The sequence below is a fragment of the Oceanispirochaeta crateris genome, assembly GCF_008329965.1.
GTDB lineage: Bacteria > Spirochaetota > Spirochaetia > DSM-2461 > DSM-2461 > Oceanispirochaeta > Oceanispirochaeta crateris.
On the sequence record NZ_CP036150.1, the window covers coordinates 1,675,179 to 1,693,114 of the forward strand.

The following is a 17,936-nucleotide window of genomic DNA, read 5'->3' on the forward strand; positions in this document are numbered from 1 at the left end:
CAAAGAGTTTTTATCCAATTAATCCGGGAGAGAGGTAAAGAAAATCAGCCTTCTCCCCTGAAAGAGTGACCTCGTATAGGAAGGGTTCTTTCTGCTGTCCTAGGTAGAAAGATTCACGGGGGACCTCTTTTTCCATAACAAGATCATCAACAGGCAGGGCCGCTTTTCTTCCCAGATGCTGTAATACAAGAATATAAGGGGTATCTATGCTGCTTTGCCGGCGACTGAGCATCCCGCCGGGACTGAAAAGGGGAAGCTGATCTCCCGATATTTCATAGTACAGCAGATTGTGTTCTTTTTTGATGACATGCACCTCTTCCATGGGAAAAACACCGGCGACATTTCTTTTAGGCAGAGCCAGCAATCTATTTTCCATCTGAAAGATCATAAGAGGCAACAGGTCTCTTTGTCCCGGAAGATAAATTGAAAACCTGCTTCCCTGCCCCTCTTTAGATGTAAAAGAAAGGGATCCGCCCAGGGCATTTTCCACATCGTGATTCACAAGATCCAGTCCAATGCCGCGTCCGGCCAACCTGTCCACTTTGGGAGAGGTAGTAAACCCCGGTCGTGTGAGAATTCTAAGGAGATGATCCTCATCAAGATCTTCCAGAGGAAGCCCCATTTTTTCGGCAACAGCCATCCGATTAACTCCACGCCCATCATCTGAGACATCAATACGAAATGAATCTCCAACTGCACGGGCATCAATCAAAACGAGACCCGCTTCATTCTTACCCGCAGCCAGACGTTCCTCCGGAGATTCAATTCCATGACTAACAGCATTTCTAATAAGCTGAATGAGTATCCTAGAGACGATTTCCAATGTCCTGATTTTTAAACCGAACAGCCCTCCCCGAAACTCAGTGACAGCCTTCTTATCCACCCTTACCGCAGACTCCTCTGTAAAACGCCTGAGGTTGGGATACAGGGACGTAAGGGGTATGAGTGAGACGGCACTAAGATTCTCCTCCATTTCCTTTATCAAGCCCAGCAGTGGGGTTCTTTGGGGTAAACCGGGAGGAAGGGGAAGAACAATTTCTTTCATTTCATGAAGGGTATCTTTCAATCTGGACACCGCGTCGGTTTCAAGTTCAACCTTTCTGATAACAGGTGCCAGACTCTCCTTGATGAGAGTTTCAGAATACTTGGTTTCTCCCCTGTCATCATCTGAAAAAAGTGAATAATCGAGGCTCACCAGACTGGTTTGTAAAATACCATCTACATTGACCGCCTGAAAAACGGGATCATCACCATCCTCTGAAGTGAGGATGAAGGTGAGATTGGAAAAATCCTGGTCCGGATTATCAAGACTGGGAAGGGTTCTGATCACATTGACCTTGAGTTCCAAATTATTCAGTAAAAGATAGGACCGCACATAAGGCAGTCTTTCTTCAGGATCAATCTGAACACTAAGCCTGAATAATGTTTCACCCCGGTCTTCTGCTTCTCGAAGGAGCTGTTTTTCAAATACGCTGAGTTCAATGGCTTCATTCGCTCTTTTTTCTTCTGTTTCCTTTTCAGGAAATAGAGACTCACCTTCTTCAGATTCTCCATCTGGACGAAGAACACGTGTTAGGATAAGGTCTTCCAGTAAAGGAAGCCCCTGATAGAGTCTGTCGCTTAGAGAACTGAACTGAGCTGTTCCAGCTGCGCCCTTCATATCCGAAAAGAGAGATTCCATGGAATGGATGTGCTGTTCAATCTCGGAGAGCTGAAAAAATGCGGCTCCCGATTTAAGAGAATGAAGGTGTCTGAAGATGTCATCCAGAACATCATCGTTTGGAGTTTCAGACCTGCAGGATTCCACTTGAGTCTTGAGCTTCTCAAGGATGGGCCCTGCATCGCTTATATACTCCCTTAAATGCTTCTGAAGGTCTGTCACCCAGCTCCCCCCTGACCCGTTTTCAAACTGATAATCAGGTCTACTTCAGAGATCGATGCTCCCAGCTTCTGGGAGATGATTTCGCTGGAAAATCCCTGTTCATAAAGGTCCATGACACGGTCCTTTAGAGATTTCGCAGGAGGATTGACCTCTTTCTTACTTTTTTCGGATGACAGAGTGTCGGAACTTGTATTCTCAAAAAGAAGCAATTCTACCTCTTCAACTGATTTTTTAACGCTGGGTGAAGCGGGTGTCACGGCCTGTTTTTTAAGATGAGAATAAACTTGTCTTGACAGATCGGACTTCTCAGACTCTTTTTGAAGGACGGTTAATTTTTTATCAGCTTCATCCAGAAGCGTCCGGAGGGCCTTGACCCGATGCTCCAATAAAGCGACATTCCTTTCGGCCGTCTGGTTCATTTCCAAAACCAACTGATCTATTTCATCCCTAATTTTATGAATCCACTCCTCACCCGAAACGACCCGGTCAATCCGGACTTTAAGATAGAGAAAAGCTCCTCCGGTGAGTATAAAAAATAGGACAGCAAAGACAGTTGTCATAGTACTCCTTTAATCCAGGATGAGTATTATATTCCCTCGCCCTGTGAGTCCGGTTATATTGCTCCGGACATCCTTAGCCTGATATATCAATATGGATTCCCATTTCAGGGTCTTTTACGACTTCCTTTTTGGAATCTTCCTTAGATTCTTTAGAACCACTTTGCTTTTTCTCATTCTGTTTTTTCTTTTCTTCCTTGTCATCAACCTTACCAGGTTCTTTATCCTCGAAAGTTTTATTAACAGAACTATCCTGCTTCAGTTCTTGTTCTACCAATTTCTTGGCCTCAAGATTCTGCTGCAATGCTGAAGCATGCAGGTTTTGAGATTGTTCTTTACTGACCTCATTCAAACGGACAAACATTGTCTGCAGGTCCAGAGGTGTAATAGACATCTAATCCCTCCTCTGAATATCCTCCTCGGCGATATCCTCATACTTAGCAGTAGTAATAAACCCATCTTCCAGAATGAAAGTTACAGGATAATCAAATGGATTTGATACTTCATATTCTTCATCCTTGATATATACCTTGACTCCCGAATTGACATTCTTGGACGCTGAAATCTTTCCTTGTAACTGGAGAAAAGATAAATACTCTTCCTTATGCTCTATGGATTCCTTTAAGCGTTCCATTTCATCAACCAGGTCATTGTGCCTCTGCCTTAACTCGATAAAGAGAGCTTCTTTTTCAGCACTCAGCTTTTTCCTGGATCGTTTTTGCTTCATCAACCCCTGCAGGTTTCTATCTGTTTCGTTTTGTTCCTTATCCAGTTCTTCCTGGCGTTTGATGAGTTCATCCAGTTCCACCTTGGCCTTGGGATCATACCCAACTTTGAGTATTGTTTCCGCCCCACCCGAAGACCCAAGAGTGGCTGCATTGATCTCCTCTGAGGCCTGAAGGACACCACCGACGATTCTGGCCCGTTTTCCCTTGCAGAGGACCCTGCCTGCTGCATTGACATGGGCATTCACAATGCCGTCGGAAACGACTACATTTTCTCCCGCATCTACGGAGGCATTATTTATAAAACTGGACCACACAGACTTACCTGCGCTGATTTTTCCGAATTCCCCTTCACCACCATTGATTCCACGCTTCACAACCAGATCACCTCCGGCTTGAAGATTGGATTTTCCAACAAATCCGTTTACCTCGATGTTGCCCTGGGCGAAGACCTGAAAACCATCCTCAACATTTCCTTTGATGATGACAGTACCCAGTCCATTGACATTCCCTGTGGAGGCATTCACATCTCCGGGAATGACCAGGACTGTCTCTACAGTGACCTTTCCCTTCAATAAGAGAACTTGCCCGCTGGCTGTGGCGATAACAGTTTTGCCATTATCTGTGATAGAAACATTTTTACCGAGCCCAATTTGAAGGTCAGTCCCATCTTTAGCGGGGATGTATTTACCGTAGACTGTTCGGCCATCCTTGCCCGCTTCGGGTGGAATTTTCCGGGCCAGAGGCTGTCCCTTAACCACATTCTGAATAAGATTCAATTCTTTAAAATCAACAGATCCATCACTTTTTTGTTTCAATTTGACATGAGAAGCATCCTGCTCGAAGAGATAACTGATGGACGCATTCCTGCCGTTCACAGGTGGTTCCGCTTTAGCTATAAGATAGGGTTTATTATAGACTGGATGATCTTCAAAGGATGTTAGCGCTTCTTCCAGTATTCCGAAGACCACATTATTATTCCTCAAAAAAGAGGTAATGTCAGAAGAAGTCAGATCTGCACCACCGGGACCCGGCTCCATTACCTCAATAAAGGCCTGCATTTCATCCTCTGTCACTTCTACTGTGATACGGGCGTCGTTGATAGGATTATAAATAAAATCACCGACTTTAACATAAACACTGTCAGCATTGCTGACACATTCCTTGAGACGTTCCATATTGATATCGGTAACAACACGGAAGTGAAGTTCCTTCAAAACATCATCTTCATTAACGGGAGTACCGCCATTCTCTGGGGGAGACACCTTCAAGTAGGCACCGTCACTGGACAGGCGGACTGTAAAATCTCCGTCCCGGACGATTTCTTTCTCTTCAAAATCATCATCTTCTAACTCTTCAAGGATGACTTCCCCACCAGCGGTTCGGGCGATCTTTCGTTCCGCTTCATAAACTGTCATAGAAAAGTTCTTTTTACCGATGCCTATGAACCCTCGCTTGCCCTTTTCTAATAATTCATACTCCAAACGCCTGACAGGAACACCCAACTCAATGGCTGCCTGTCCAAGGGCGTCCTCTATAGTACTGCCTGAGACAATCACAGATCTCCGTTCCTTATCTTTCTCGGATAAAGTACGCATGATATCCTGAAACTGATCCTGGCCGAGCATTTTACATGATTCCTTTCTTAACATTGGTTAATTTGGAACGCAAACGAATAATCGCTTTGGTATGAAGCTGTGAGATTCTGGATTCGGTGACTTCCAGCACCTTTCCGATCTCTTTGAGTGTCAAATCTTCATAATAGTAGAGAACAAGAACTTTCTTTTCTTTATCTGGAAGTTCATTGATCGCCTGCACAATAACGCGCCGTATTTCGTCTTTCTCTGCTATTGTGTCGGGCTGAAGACTCACAGGAGACTCAATGCTGTCCTGAATGGAGACTTTATCGCTGTCATCACCGGTAAACCAAACATCATTCAGTGAAAGGATACTCGTCCCTCTGACCTTGAGAACCACCTGATTATACTGCTCCCGAGACATATTCATGGCTTTGGCGATCTCGTTATCACTGGCAGAACGCCCAAGATCCGCCTCTAAAGTTTGAATGGTATCCTCGATTTCCCTTGTTTTCTGTCTTACCGATCGGGGAACCCAGTCAATTGAGCGCAATTCATCAAAGATAGCCCCTCTGATTCGAGTGACAGCGTACGTCTTGAATTTAACATGTTTCTCGGGATCAAATTTCTCAACGGCATCAAAAAGACCGAAAACACCAAACCCGACAAGATCGTCAAAGTCCACATTTTGAGGCATTCCGACAGAAATTTTTCCAGCCACATATTTTACAAGAGGAGCATACTGTTTGATAAGGATATCCCGAACTTCCTGTTTATGGTTCTTCCGGTAGTCCTTCCACAATTCTTCTTCTGTCACATTTTCCAATACCTTTTCAGACATTCCCCATCACTTCCTATTTCTGCTTATCTCTTGCCAATACGGTTTTTACTGCCTTTGCTATATCCGAAGGATCTCCATGATCTCCCGGTTCAAAGGCTCCCGGTCGAATATTTCCAACCGGCTCAGACTCTGCAGACTCAAAATTATCAGATGAATGCATTTCTTCAGAAGAATTACCCATACTGATCTCCAGCGAATCAAGATTCGGAAGAGTATCCAAGCCGTCCGATCCATCTATACCAATATCAGAATCCTCTGGTTTATTATTATGCACATTTTCTTGACTTTCTGCAATTTCATTCAAATCCTGCCCTTCTGAGGGACCATTCTCACTCAAACTAGTCAATTTTGACTGATTCTGCACATTGGCAGTCGGTTCATGCAGATCATCCTGCATCACAATATTAACACGGTTCCCCATGGTTTCATCCTGATTCTCACCAGAAGGTTTATTTTCTGAAATCTGAACCAGTTCAGGAAGATAAGTTTTAATAAGCCAGGCGGTAATGAAAACAAAACCTGATGCAAAGGCTCCTGAAAAGAATCCTCGAATCAGCAGCATTCCAGGGGATACACCGCTGATAACACCTGTCAGGATCGAAAACAACCCAGCACCACCACCTATGGAGAGAGGTAAAATATTTTTGCTGTTTTTGTTCATTAAATCGATCCCTCCCCTTTCAAAAATACGCCAGATAATGCCACCGGGTCAAATCAATCCATACGGTTTAATAGCCGTTTAATAAAATGGCCGACACCCCGACCTTCTCTATACTCCACGTTCTCAAGCCTGTTCACAATATGCTGAATACACATTGAAGCCTGCCCTCTTGGATCTGAAATCATAAAGGGGAGCTGTTTTCTAACGGCTGTGGGTACAGCCGGATCATCATATACAAACCCAAGATAATCAATTTTAAGATTAAGAAACTGTGCGGCTATATTGATGACCTTATGGGATACCTTTTTTGCTTCTGATACATTTGCAGCTCTATTGACTATAAGCTTCATTCCCATATCCAGATTGTCAATTTCTGTAGAGATGATTTTAATGATACCGTAGGCATCAGTGATCGCCGTAGGTTCAGGTGTTGTCACAATCAGGACATCATCTGCTGCCTCAACAAAAGCGAGGACATTCTGGGAAACACCGGCACTTGTATCGATGATGATAATATCCGCAGAGGATAGTTCGGATAATTCGCTTATAAAATTATTCCGCTCTTCATCTGTCAGATTGGCAACCCTGGAAAATCCACTGGCACCGGCCACAATCTGAATCCCGTAATTCGTATCCAGGATGACTTCTTTCATCGTTTTCTGCTTACGAATAACGTGGTAAAGATTATACTTGGGTATAACCCCCAGCACGACATTCACATTGGCCAATCCAAGATCCGCGTCCAGAACGATGACTTTCTTACCCATTCGGGCATAAGCCAGGGCTAAATTGATAGAGATATTGGTTTTACCCACCCCTCCCTTGCCACTGGCTACGGTTATAATTCTTGTGGAGGATGTTTGAGATTCCCCTGAGCCACTATCATTCTTTTTTTTCATCATCTCCCGAAGGAGTTCTGCCTGATCCTGCATACTAATCAGCTCCACATCCTGTTATATTTTTTGTCTAGTTTACTGAGAATCTGTTCTGTATCACAAGAAAACCCTGTTAAGTAGTTCAGGAGTTTGGCTCGTGTATTTCGTGAAATATCCTGAGGAACACCCTGACCGTCTGTGATGTAGGAGAGGGCCTTCTTCCGCTGAGAGAGGATACTGATCAAATTACCAACCTGAGTTGTTTCATCTAATTTTGTCAGAATAACCGATTTGTAATGAAAGGGCTCAAACTGATCCAGAATCTCATGAATATCCTTGTCTTTGGTGGTAGAAGAGATGGCCAGATGGATTTCCGCATTATCTCCACAGGCTTCGACAATGGATCTCATCTCGGCCAATTTCATAAAATCCCGGGGGCTTTTTCCTATGGTATCTACAAAAATCAGATCCTGATCCCGATTGATTTCTATCTTTTCTTTCAGATCCTCATAAGATTCTGCCGTAAAAACAGGAATCCCCATGATATCTCCGTAGGTTTCAATCTGAGTTCTGGCACCGATTCTGTAATTGTCAATTGTGATCATACAAACCGACAATGAGGCATCTCCGGAGGTCACTCCATTGATGGCCGCCAGCTTGGCAATGGTTGTGGTCTTACCCACACCGGTCGGTCCTACAAGGACAAAAACCCGGGGTGAGGGCACCAGAGGGTCCTGATGTTCTCGAAGGGATTCACCCACCCAGGTCATGACGGCTTCCTCCAGGAGGGAGTACTGATCCAGATCTTCCAGTGAAAACTCTCGCCTCAAGCGGGTGATCATATCATCGATATATGTATCTGAAAAATCATTATCTTTTAACAGAGACTTCATCTGACTCAAGGAGGGGTGAAGAGGCGCCTCCTCCCTGGGATGAATATTCATTTTCTCTTTTAATTCCTTCACTTCTTTCAGAACTTCATCCAGGGTAGACCCTTTCTGACTCTGGGCAAGATTCAAAATTTCTTTTTTATTCTTTTCATCCGCTTCTTTACGTTTTATGCCGGGATTATCAGTGATATAACCCGTATATTCCACACCATCTTTTGAAAACAGGCCCATAAAACCGCCAAGACGAACGCTTTTATAAAAGAGTATTTTTGCCTTGTCACCATATTTGACACGGATATTACTGATGACTTCAGCATGTGTATAACCTGATTCTGTAAAATGCTGTTCCATATCCTGCCTTTATCTATCCTTTAAACCTGTTGTTCCGCTAGGGAAATGACACCCAGGGACTCAATATTAATGCCGTTAACAACCTCCGGCACAGAAAGGATAACCAGATCCGGCATGGCTCTCTGCGTCGAGGATTTGACCAGAGGTCTGGCCGCTTCGCTACTCAGTATGACAGGGAAATAACCGGCTTCCTGCATTTTCCGGACTTGATTTGCCACAGAATTGATCCAGGCTCTCTGAAAGTCCGGTTCCAGCGCCGCCACATCCCCGTTACCGGTTTCCATTCTTGCATCTATGATGCTTTGTTCTACCGCCGGATCTATCGTAAGAACTTTGAGATCCTTTCCATCTGTAGCATACTGCAAACATATCTGTCTTCCAAGGGTCTGTCTTACTTTTTCTGTGAGGAATCCGATATCCTTTGTGACCGTTCCATAGTCACTCATAGACTCAAGAATCATGACAAGATTCCTGATGGAGACCTGTTCTCTTAAGAGATTTTGAAGGACTTTCTGCACCTCTCCAGTGGAGAAGATCTTATTCACTTCATCAACAACAGCAGGATAATCTTCCTTGAGAGCATTCAGCATAGACTGAACTTCCTGACGGCCCAGGATTTCAGGAGCATGACGCTTGATGGTTTCCGTTAAGTGAGTGGCAATAATTGAGGGAGGATCAACCACAGTATACCCCTCCCGTTCCGCACGATCTCTCTGATCTCCGCTGATCCAGACTGCGGGGAGTCCAAAAGCAGGATCCACCGTACGCTCTCCTTCCAGCGCTTCCCGATCTCCGCCAGGATTGATGGCAAGGTACTGATCAATACGGATGACACCGTTTCCCACTTCCACCCCTTTAATCTTGAGGCAATATTCGGAGGGTTCCAGCCTCATGTTATCGATGATCCTGATTCTAGGTACAACCAGTCCCAAATCCAGGGCGGATTCTTTACGGATTCTGGTAATCCTTTCTAAAAGTTCTGCCCCCTGATCCTTATCTACGAGAGGAATAAGCCCATATCCAAGTTCAAGACTCAGAGGGTCAAAAGGAACAACAGGGGACATCTCAGCCGGTTCTGCTGCGACATCTTTATCCTCTTGATCCACTTTCTCTGCCTGACGTTTATCCCGTCTCCCCAGATTCCAGGCCGTATAGGCCGATAAAGCTCCCATGGGCAGGAGGATGTACCAGGGAAAACCGGGAAGGATGCCCAGCAATACCAGGAAGCCGGCCGCAATCCAATAAATGCGGGACTGGGATGTGAATTGCGTAGAAACATCTTCTCCGAAGGTACCATCCGAGATCGATCGTGTGACCACCAGACCGGTGGCTACTGAAATCAGCAATGCCGGCAGCTGGGAGACAAGACCATCACCGATGGTAAGAGAGGTGTAGGTGGCCAGGGCATTCCCAAAGGATTCTCCATGAATGGAAACCCCAACGATGAGCCCGCCAATGATGTTCACAAGGGTGATGAGGATTCCGACTTTCACGTTTCCTGAAACAAACTTGGAGGCACCATCCATGGCTCCATAAAAGTCTACAGACTTTTGAAGGTGTTCTTTTCTCTTTCTGGATTCCTCTTCTGATATGGCTCCAGAGTTCAACTCCGCTTCTATTGCCATTTGTTTACCGGGCATAGCATCCAGTGCAAACCGGGCGGCAACTTCGGAGACTCTCGTTGAACCTTTGGTGATAACCATAAACTGTACGGCCACGATTATGATGAAGATGATTAATCCGACAACGAGTCCTTCCTGCCCCTCAGAGCCCACCACAAAGGTGGCAAAAGCCTTGACTATTTTTCCATTAAAGAGAGTTCCTTTTGTCAGAATAAGCCTGGTGGAAGAGACATTCAAAGCCAGAGAAAAAACCGTCGTGATGAGGAGCATGGTTGGAAATACAGAAAACTCCAAAGGATCCTTGTTATACATGACAATCAAAATAATCATGATACTTAGGAGAAGGTTCACGACCATCAAGGCGTCCAACATGACCGTAGGAAGGGGTATGATGAGCATCACAACGACGGCCAGTACACCAACAGCAACGAGCATATCGCTGTTTTCCGATGTGAGTAAGCGTTTTATATTATCCTGCCATGCCACTTAAATACCTCTTCCTCAACTGACACTTTTACCTGTCATTTCATAAATCTTAACTAGAATTCCAGAAACGACGCTGTAATACTCTTCCGGTATTTCATCGCCGATCTCTACATTAGCATGAAGTGCCCGTGCCAGGGGCTTGTTCTCTAGAATGGGAATATCATGTTCCCTAGCGATTGTCTTGATCCTTTGAGCCACTTCATCCATCCCCTTCGCCGACACTCGGGGAGCGGTCATGCTGTCCTGCTTGTATTCCAAGGCCACAGCATAATGAGTCGGGTTGGTTATGACAACATCTGCATCAGGAACACTCTGCATCATCTGATTTGTCAACAGCTCTCTCATTTTCTGACGGAGTCTACTCTTAATCATGGGGTCCCCATCAGACTGCTTCATTTCTTCCTTGATTTCATGGCGGGTCATCTTAAGAGATTCCCTGTGCTTCTGCCTCTGAAAAAAATAATCAGGTAATGAAAAAACAAGCAGTATCAAAGCGGCTTCAATCATCAATGTGAAGGCAAGAGAGGCAATAACACCAGCAGCCTCCGCTACGGAGGCATATACCAAATTTGTTATTTCTGGAACCTTTCTACTTATATTCCACCAGGCCAAAACTGTAATAACCCCAATTTTAAAGAGGGACTTTCCCATATTAAATAGCCCTTCAGTAGAAAAAATGACTCTTTGTGCCCATTTTAACACATTAGGAGAAATCTTTGAAAAATCAGGCTGAATCGGTTTTGTTGTGAATAAAAACCCGACCTGAAAGAGGTTCCCCAACAATGCCGACAAAAATGCCATACCCATAATAGGCAAGGTAAGCCTGAGATAAAATCCCATAAAGGCCTGGGGAATATTGCCGTCACTACTGATGTCGGACTGAAGACTGATGTTCAAGAAATACTCGAGCATCGATTTCATTGTTTTCACCATATAAGGACTCAAGACTGCGATCAGTAGGAGAGGAAAGAGCAGGACTAAGGCCGCAACAAGATCTGACGACTTGGCAACCTTACCATCTTCTCTGGCTTTCCTGATTTTCTGTTCTGTCGGCTCTTCGGTCCTCCCCTCATCTTCGGCGGCAAACCATTGGAGATGAAACGAGTAGAGGGTATCCTCGGCAAGGGGAGGAATTGATGCTCCCTGACTGAAATTCATAAAGAAAGAAAGATCCATTGAACTCTCTGTTTGATAGAAACTCATCACAATGAGACTCCATCAAAATGATACAACCTGAGAAGTTCTTCGATTTGAGAAAACCCAGTCTCAATCACAAGGACCATTTTTTCCATCAGGAAGGGAGAAGCCATCATAATGATAAGAAAACCCACAGAGATCTGTATAGGAAACCCCACCATCATGAGATTCATCTGCGGAGCCGCCTTTGCCAGAAGTCCCATGGTAACAGAAATCATAAGCAGAGTACCCATCATGGGAAAGGCCAAGAGGAGAGATTGCTGAAAGAGTTGGCCCAGGGCCTGAATCAGACTGTCTGACAGGAATCCCGGATTTGTCAAAAGATAATCACCTTTCATGGCCTGAAACGACTGATAGATACCAATGAGAAACACCTTCTGAATGCTACCAGAGATTATAAATACAAAGATGCCGAAAAGGTTAAACATTTGACCCACAAGGGGAATTTCCACCTGTGCCAGCGGATCAAAGGCTGAGGAAGCTCCAAATCCCATCTGGATGGAAAACATCTGGCCTGCCAGCTGAAATATGGCAAATATGATTTGGAGGAATAATCCGATAAGTAGACCTGTCAGAACTTCAGAAATAAGGAGTACGCCATAGACCATTCCCGTATCGGGAATTACGTATCCGAGAGTTTTAACCAAGGGATAAACCGCTATAGCCGTAAACAGAGTCAGACCACCTCTGACCATGGCAGGAATACCCGTCGAAGAGAGGACGGGAGCGACCATAAAAAGAGCAAAAATCCGTGCAAAGATGAGGAAATACAACTGTAGATCCGGGATCAGCTCGCTTAAGATCAAAACTATCTCCTACCCTGCCATACTGGGTATTAATTCAAAAAGAGTGGTTGTATAGTTGATCAGGGAATTCGCCATCCAGGCACCCAGAAACCCCAGAGTGGCAAAAATAGCCAAAATTTTGGGTACAAATGTCAGAGACTGATCCTGAATGGATGTGGTAGCCTGAAAGATGGATATAATAAGACCAATTGTCATGGCAACAAGCAAAACAGGGGATGCCAGAATGAGAGTCTGAAAGACTGAATTTCTGAGAAGAGATATGACAAAACCTATAGACATTGGGTTCTCCTTTTACACATATAAGACTCCAGATCTTCCAAAGATCACAAGAAACTGAGAACTAACTGTTTGGTAAGAAGGCTCCAACCGTCCACCAGAACAAACAACACCAGCTTAAAAGGCATAGAAATCATAACCGGTGGCAGCATGATCATCCCCATAGACATGAGAACTGAGGCGACAACCATGTCGATTATAATAAAAGGGATATAAAGAAGTATCCCTATCTTAAAAGCAATTGTGAGCTCATTGAGAACAAATGCAGGAATGACCACATAGGTCGGCACATCCGCAAAGGTTTCCGGCCTCGGCAACCCCCGTAGAGACATGAACAGTTCAATATTTTGAGTAGAATCCTTGAGCTGACTGTACATGAAATACCGGATGGGACCCTCGGCGTTGCTGACCATTTCTTCAATCCCAATCTCACCTTCAGAAAAAGGAAGAAAAGATTCCTGATAGATCTGATCTACAACGGGCCACATAATAAACAGAGTCAAAAACAGGGCGATTCCCATCAGAAGACTCGCCGGAGGAACCTGCTGCAACGAGAGGGCCCGCTTGATAAAGTCCAAAACAATGGAGACACGCAGAAAAGACGTCATTAGAATAAGTATAGAAGGAGCCAGAGAGAGAGTGGTCAATAGTAGAAGCAACTGAATTGACAGGGCTACTTCCTGGTTTGTCTGAGCTTCCCGTATATTCAGATTGACAAAGGGTAAATCAAGAATACCGTCAGTTTCTCCAGGGTCCGGAACAGGAACCTCCTGTGCAAAGGCCGTAAATGAAACAAAGACCAGAAAGAATAGAATAAAAAGTCGCTTCATTCCCTGTCCTCCAGATTTTTTAGCCTGTCCCGCTGAGACCTGAGAAAATCTGGTGATTGTTCGGTAATTTTCCGTCCGGAACTCAAGGAGAGCCCCGCTCTGAACAAGTTTCTGAAACTAGCTGCACCCGTAGTGTGAGTCTCTTCTGCTTCCAGTTGAATCTTATCCAGAGTTTCCTTATCTGTAATCTCGGAAATCACATTAACCGAGCTGCTACCAGAACCAATGAGAAAGACCTGATTACCAACTTCAACAAGGTGGAGTGCTGAATCTCTCTTCAAATGCCGGGTGGACAGAATTTGAATCCTATCTTCTCCGCTTTCGGCCATGGGGGTGATTTTTTTGAGAAAATACAGAAGAAGGTATATGGCAGCAATAACAGCTGCCAAAATGACCGTGACTCTGACAAGATCAGAGAAACCAACCGAGGACGGAACAGCATCCTCCTCTGCAGGAGCCACATTGTCTTCAAAAAGAGTCAAATCTTCTTCATTGATGATTGGAAAATTACTTTCCTGTGGAGAGATTTCTTCCTGTGCTATCAGGAAAAAAGGATTCCCCACGATGATGAGTAGCCATATCAGTTGTTTCAGTGTCCCCCTCCCAAGTTCCACTATTTGTATTTTTTATATCCGCCCTAGATCCAGAAGGCTGTCGGTAACCCTCTGGATTTCAGGAGAATGATTCAATCATTTCTTAGGTTTCTCCAACCCTGTCTAAATTAGACACAATATCGGTAACACGCACACCAAAGTTTTCATCGATGACGACAACCTCACCTTTGGCGATCAAGTTATTATTCACAAGTATATCTACGGGTTCTCCCGCCAGTTTATCCAGCTCAATAATCGTTCCTTCACCAATACCGAGGATATCCTTGATTTGCCATTTTGTGCGGCCCAGCTCTACGGTAAGCTCCATGGAGACATCCATGAGTAAACCAATATTCCTCTGTTCCGAAGGTGATATATTCGCACCAAACTCGGGAAACTGAACACCCTGAACATTGGGTGGCGGAGACTGTTGCATCATATAGGGATTCATCTGATTTCCCATGCCGCCCATGTTTCCCATCTGCTGGCCCATGCCGCCCATGTTTCCCATCTGCTGGCCCATGCCGCCCATGTTCCCCATCTGCTGACCCATGCCGCCCATGTTTCCCATCTGCTGACCCATGCCGCCTGAGTTTCCCATTTGATTGCCCATACCGCCTGCATTCCCCATCTGTTGACTCATATCAGGCATTCCCATACCTGACATATCATTAGAAGCAGTGGATTGTGAGCCCAGCTTGGAAGCCAGAGAAGAGGCGACGGAAGACTCTAGGATTTCAATCATTTCCAGACTGCCATGACCTTCAATCTCAACGGGATATGTAATTTTCACCAGGGAATCGCCACCGGGAGACAAGAGTCCTTTGGCCATTTTCTGGCTCTCAGGACTGATGGTCATAATGTTGGCACCGATAGAATCTCCAATGGCTGTGACTTCCGCTCCTGTTAACTGAGAGACGGCTTCACCTACGGCGCTGATCGCCGTACCGTCTAGTTCAACATCACTTTGTCCAATCATTGGACCGGCTATTTTTACGGCGTTTTCAGGAGAGAAAACAAAGGCATGACCACCAGAGATTCCCTTATTAAAATCCATCTTGACTTCAACAACTTCATCACTCAATCCTGACATGAGATCGGTTCTTGACAGACTCTCAATACGAGGGGCCTTGATTGAGACCGGTGTCGACATGATACCGCTCAAGGTTGAGCTGAGATTTCCCACGACTTTGCCGAATAATCCCTTTAAGGCATCCAGTTCTGAAGAACTCAATCCTTCGGCAGCAAAGCCATCAGAAGATCCATCCATACCGCCTAAAGAGTCATTACCCATGAGTAGAGCATCTATTTCATCTTGAGAGAGGGAACCATCACTCATTCTTCATCTCCTTCAACGGCCAGTTCTTCAAAGTCCGTCTGATCAACATCTTCTATTTTCCTCGTGACCTGTACGGCAATCTTGTTACCCACAGCCCCCGGACGGCAGTCAAATTTAGGTCTATTACCGATCTTCAGAACCATGGGGTCATTCAGGCTGGTATTGGACAAGCGGATAACATCACCCTTCTTGATGGAGAGGATATCCCGCATCGTCAACTGAATCCCTCCAACTTCGGCGACCATGGCCACGTTAATCCCGGCCAGTCTTTCCCTCAGTATATTCAGGTTTTCCGTTGTTGTTCCTCTTCTAATAGAGGAATAGTAATACTGAGCCGATAACTTTGAAATAATCGGCTCAATGGTCAAATAAGGGATGCAGAAGTTCATCATACCTTCCACATCCTCCACCTTGGTTTCCAAAGTTACCAGAACGACCATCTCTGTAGGCGGTACAATCTGTGCAAACTGCGGATTTGTTTCGATTTGCCCAAGACGGGGTCTAAGATCGATAACCTGGCTCCAGGCCTCTCTCATATTCCCCAAGATTCGGACAATAATGGATTCCATAACGGAACGTTCTATTTCTGAGAGCTCTCTATTGATCTTTGAACCTTCACCCGTACCTCCGAAGAGTCGGTCGATGATCGAAAAAGTAACCGCCGGATCTATCTCCAGGATAGCAGACCCTTTGAGAGGGTCCATATTGATGACAGCCAAGGCTGTTGGAGAGGGAATAGAACGGATAAACTCTTCATAGGTCAACTGGTCTACAGAGGCAACATGAACATTCACAAGACTCCGCAGCTGGGCAGAAAGAGAGGTCGTCGTTAAACGGGCAAAGGTCTCATGCATAAATGAGACCGTACGAATCTGTTCTTTTGAGAATTTATCCGGACGTCTGAAGTCCCAGATCCTAATATTTTTCCGTTCTGTGACCTGCTGCGCCTCTTCCGGTTCTGTGTCTCCCGTTGAGATGGCTGTCAGGAGCTGATCTATTTCATCTTGTGACAGAACTTCTGTCATGCTGTCCCCTTTTCATGGTCAGAATTCATATACTTGCAATTCGGGAAAAATGATATCCTGAACCTTCCCCTGGCTGAGAACTCTATTCACAAGATCCTTGAGTTCAGTTTTTATGATATGCTCCCGTTCCGGAGCCAATTCTGCTGCTGTTTTCTGACTGAAATAATTTCGAATAATGTCTGTGAGCTGAGCGGTTCTGGCAACGAGCTCTGTTTGAACCTGACTATCTCCCTCTTTATATCCGATATCGACCTTGACGATAACTGAATGGGGTGACTGATCCCGTGTGACGCCTCTGATCTGCGGTATCAATGTATAATAGGTGTAGGGCTCAGGAATGGTTTCATAAGCCTGGGACACCTCAGCAAAACTCCTGTTGACACTGCCCTTGTCTAAGACGCGGAAAGTCACAACACTGATGGTCACGGTCAACAGAACGGCAATAATTCCGGAGGCTATATAGACCAGAACTTTGGCAATTTTGTCGGAGATAAATCGTTTTTTCTTAGCCTCACCCAAATCATCCGGTGATCCTGCTTCCAGAGCATTTCCTAATTCTATATCATCATCAGCCATTATATCACCTGCATCCTATTTAACAGACAAATTTTATCAGATATACGGGTTTTATGCAAACACTTCCGCATTTCCGATACTTCTATCACTCATGTGCTTCGGCCAGCACGATAACATCCACTCTCCGATTATAGGCCCGCCCTTCGGGCGTATCATCAGGAACCAGAGGGACAGTATCGGACATTCCGGCAATCTGAAACTGGGCCTCATCCACTCCAAGATCCACCAGATAGTGCAGGACGCTTGCCGACCGTGCAGAAGAGAGTTCCCAGTTGCTTGGCCAGGGTCCATCCGGATCGGTAGGACTGGCATCAGTATGCCCCTCGATTCTGAATTTTCTGTCATCCAGTTCTTCAGAAGAGAGCAACCCCGACAACTTTTGAAGAATCTCCCTTGTACTTTCAATATCCACATCCGCACTGGCTGGTCTGAAAAAAGCATCCGATGCAAGGGTGATCACAAGTCCCCGTTCATCTTCGGTAATCCTGACCTGCTTGCTTTTGACTTCCGGCTTAAACATGGAGACAGCTGTCTGCCTGGCCTTATCCAGCCCTCGGGCCCTCTTTGTGGAGGGCATGGCCATGATATTATTTCCCAGTTCGGCAAGTTCTCCTACATCCAGGGTATTCCCACCCTGAAGAGGCCCTAAACCATTAAAGGAAACCATGATGAGCTCCATACGAGCCCCTTCGATGGTTTCCGGATTCATAAGTATTACAAAGAAACAGAGGAGGAGGGTTACCATATCGCCGTATGTAGTCATCCATTCGGCAGCCCCTTCTTCACACTTTGGGCATTTTTTATTGTCTTCATCGGCCATGATGTAT

General features: G+C 45.2%; 18 protein-coding genes. All 18 read right to left on the reverse strand.

What is annotated here, in order from left to right; translation table 11 throughout:
- Positions 1-10: 10 nt before the first annotated feature.
- Entirely contained in the window at positions 11-1,882 is a 1,872-nt protein-coding gene (locus tag EXM22_RS07645) for an ATP-binding protein (protein WP_149485948.1), read from the reverse strand.
- Positions 1,879-2,442, reverse strand: a complete 564-nt coding sequence (locus EXM22_RS07650) for a DUF6115 domain-containing protein (protein WP_149485949.1) — start codon at positions 2,440-2,442, stop codon at positions 1,879-1,881. The genes EXM22_RS07645 and EXM22_RS07650 overlap by 4 nt, the downstream gene beginning before the upstream one ends.
- Positions 2,443-2,515: 73 nt before the next feature.
- Positions 2,516-2,833, reverse strand: coding sequence for a hypothetical protein (locus EXM22_RS07655; RefSeq protein ID WP_149485950.1), 318 nt, complete (start codon positions 2,831-2,833; stop codon positions 2,516-2,518).
- The gene (locus EXM22_RS07660) at positions 2,834-4,792 is read right to left on the reverse strand and encodes a FapA family protein (RefSeq protein ID WP_168203406.1); all 1,959 of its coding nucleotides are present in this window, start codon (positions 4,790-4,792) and stop codon (positions 2,834-2,836) included.
- Between the two features lies 1 nt (position 4,793).
- On the reverse strand, positions 4,794-5,582 hold the full coding sequence (gene whiG / locus EXM22_RS07665) for an RNA polymerase sigma factor WhiG (protein WP_149485952.1): 789 nt from the start codon (positions 5,580-5,582) through the stop codon (positions 4,794-4,796).
- Between the two features lie 13 nt (positions 5,583-5,595).
- The gene (locus tag EXM22_RS07670; protein ID WP_149485953.1) at positions 5,596-6,243 is read right to left on the reverse strand and encodes a hypothetical protein; all 648 of its coding nucleotides are present in this window, start codon (positions 6,241-6,243) and stop codon (positions 5,596-5,598) included.
- Between the two features lie 53 nt (positions 6,244-6,296).
- The gene (locus EXM22_RS07675; protein WP_149485954.1) at positions 6,297-7,175 is read right to left on the reverse strand and encodes a MinD/ParA family protein; all 879 of its coding nucleotides are present in this window, start codon (positions 7,173-7,175) and stop codon (positions 6,297-6,299) included.
- Positions 7,176-7,180: 5 nt separating this feature from the next.
- A complete protein-coding gene (locus EXM22_RS07680) occupies positions 7,181-8,359 on the reverse strand; it encodes a flagellar biosynthesis protein FlhF (protein ID WP_149485955.1) in 1,179 nt (392 codons plus the stop codon).
- Positions 8,360-8,379: 20 nt separating this feature from the next.
- Complete coding sequence (gene flhA / locus EXM22_RS07685) at positions 8,380-10,416, reverse strand: flagellar biosynthesis protein FlhA (protein ID WP_149487949.1); 2,037 nt, start codon at positions 10,414-10,416, stop codon at positions 8,380-8,382.
- Positions 10,417-10,482: 66 nt separating this feature from the next.
- Complete coding sequence (gene flhB / locus EXM22_RS07690) at positions 10,483-11,670, reverse strand: flagellar biosynthesis protein FlhB (protein WP_246157088.1); 1,188 nt, start codon at positions 11,668-11,670, stop codon at positions 10,483-10,485.
- Positions 11,670-12,470 carry a flagellar biosynthetic protein FliR gene (gene fliR, locus EXM22_RS07695; protein WP_149485956.1) on the reverse strand — a complete coding sequence of 267 codons (801 nt, stop codon included), beginning with the start codon at positions 12,468-12,470 and terminating at the stop codon, positions 11,670-11,672. Before fliR ends, flhB begins: the two co-directional genes overlap by 1 nt.
- 9 nt (positions 12,471-12,479) lie before the next feature.
- Positions 12,480-12,749, reverse strand: coding sequence for a flagellar biosynthesis protein FliQ (gene fliQ, locus EXM22_RS07700; RefSeq protein WP_149485957.1), 270 nt, complete (start codon positions 12,747-12,749; stop codon positions 12,480-12,482).
- Between the two features lie 44 nt (positions 12,750-12,793).
- Entirely contained in the window at positions 12,794-13,576 is a 783-nt protein-coding gene (fliP, locus tag EXM22_RS07705; RefSeq protein WP_149485958.1) for a flagellar type III secretion system pore protein FliP, read from the reverse strand.
- Positions 13,573-14,190, reverse strand: coding sequence for a FliO/MopB family protein (locus tag EXM22_RS07710; protein WP_149485959.1), 618 nt, complete (start codon positions 14,188-14,190; stop codon positions 13,573-13,575). Before EXM22_RS07710 ends, fliP begins: the two co-directional genes overlap by 4 nt.
- A gap of 82 nt (positions 14,191-14,272) precedes the next feature.
- Positions 14,273-15,508 carry a flagellar motor switch phosphatase FliY gene (gene fliY / locus EXM22_RS07715; protein ID WP_149485960.1) on the reverse strand — a complete coding sequence of 412 codons (1,236 nt, stop codon included), beginning with the start codon at positions 15,506-15,508 and terminating at the stop codon, positions 14,273-14,275.
- Complete coding sequence (fliM, locus tag EXM22_RS07720) at positions 15,505-16,533, reverse strand: flagellar motor switch protein FliM (protein WP_149485961.1); 1,029 nt, start codon at positions 16,531-16,533, stop codon at positions 15,505-15,507. The genes fliY and fliM overlap by 4 nt, the downstream gene beginning before the upstream one ends.
- A gap of 18 nt (positions 16,534-16,551) precedes the next feature.
- A complete protein-coding gene (locus EXM22_RS07725) occupies positions 16,552-17,109 on the reverse strand; it encodes a flagellar basal body-associated FliL family protein (protein ID WP_149485962.1) in 558 nt (185 codons plus the stop codon).
- A gap of 85 nt (positions 17,110-17,194) precedes the next feature.
- Entirely contained in the window at positions 17,195-17,929 is a 735-nt protein-coding gene (gene motB / locus EXM22_RS07730) for a flagellar motor protein MotB (RefSeq protein WP_149485963.1), read from the reverse strand.
- Between the last annotated feature and the right edge of the window lie 7 nt (positions 17,930-17,936).

Excerpts from the sequence above, each read along its gene's own strand:
- EXM22_RS07650 (WP_149485949.1), bottom strand. The coding sequence starts at position 2,442 with ATGACAACTGTCTTTGCTGTCCTATTTTTTATACTCACCGGAGGAGCT.
- EXM22_RS07655 (WP_149485950.1), bottom strand. The coding sequence starts at position 2,833 with ATGTCTATTACACCTCTGGACCTGCAGACAATGTTTGTCCGTTTGAAT.
- EXM22_RS07660 (WP_168203406.1), bottom strand. The coding sequence starts at position 4,792 with ATGCTCGGCCAGGATCAGTTTCAGGATATCATGCGTACTTTATCCGAG.
- whiG (WP_149485952.1), bottom strand. The coding sequence starts at position 5,582 with ATGTCTGAAAAGGTATTGGAAAATGTGACAGAAGAAGAATTGTGGAAG.
- EXM22_RS07670 (WP_149485953.1), bottom strand. The coding sequence starts at position 6,243 with ATGAACAAAAACAGCAAAAATATTTTACCTCTCTCCATAGGTGGTGGT.
- EXM22_RS07675 (WP_149485954.1), bottom strand. The coding sequence starts at position 7,175 with ATGCAGGATCAGGCAGAACTCCTTCGGGAGATGATGAAAAAAAAGAAT.
- EXM22_RS07680 (WP_149485955.1), bottom strand. The coding sequence starts at position 8,359 with ATGGAACAGCATTTTACAGAATCAGGTTATACACATGCTGAAGTCATC.
- flhA (WP_149487949.1), bottom strand. The coding sequence starts at position 10,416 with ATGCTCGTTGCTGTTGGTGTACTGGCCGTCGTTGTGATGCTCATCATA.
- flhB (WP_246157088.1), bottom strand. The coding sequence starts at position 11,670 with ATGAGTTTCTATCAAACAGAGAGTTCAATGGATCTTTCTTTCTTTATG.
- fliQ (WP_149485957.1), bottom strand. The coding sequence starts at position 12,749 with ATGTCTATAGGTTTTGTCATATCTCTTCTCAGAAATTCAGTCTTTCAG.
- fliP (WP_149485958.1), bottom strand. The coding sequence starts at position 13,576 with ATGAAGCGACTTTTTATTCTATTCTTTCTGGTCTTTGTTTCATTTACG.
- fliY (WP_149485960.1), bottom strand. The coding sequence starts at position 15,508 with ATGAGTGATGGTTCCCTCTCTCAAGATGAAATAGATGCTCTACTCATG.
- fliM (WP_149485961.1), bottom strand. The coding sequence starts at position 16,533 with ATGACAGAAGTTCTGTCACAAGATGAAATAGATCAGCTCCTGACAGCC.
- EXM22_RS07725 (WP_149485962.1), bottom strand. The coding sequence starts at position 17,109 with ATGGCTGATGATGATATAGAATTAGGAAATGCTCTGGAAGCAGGATCA.
- motB (WP_149485963.1), bottom strand. The coding sequence starts at position 17,929 with ATGGCCGATGAAGACAATAAAAAATGCCCAAAGTGTGAAGAAGGGGCT.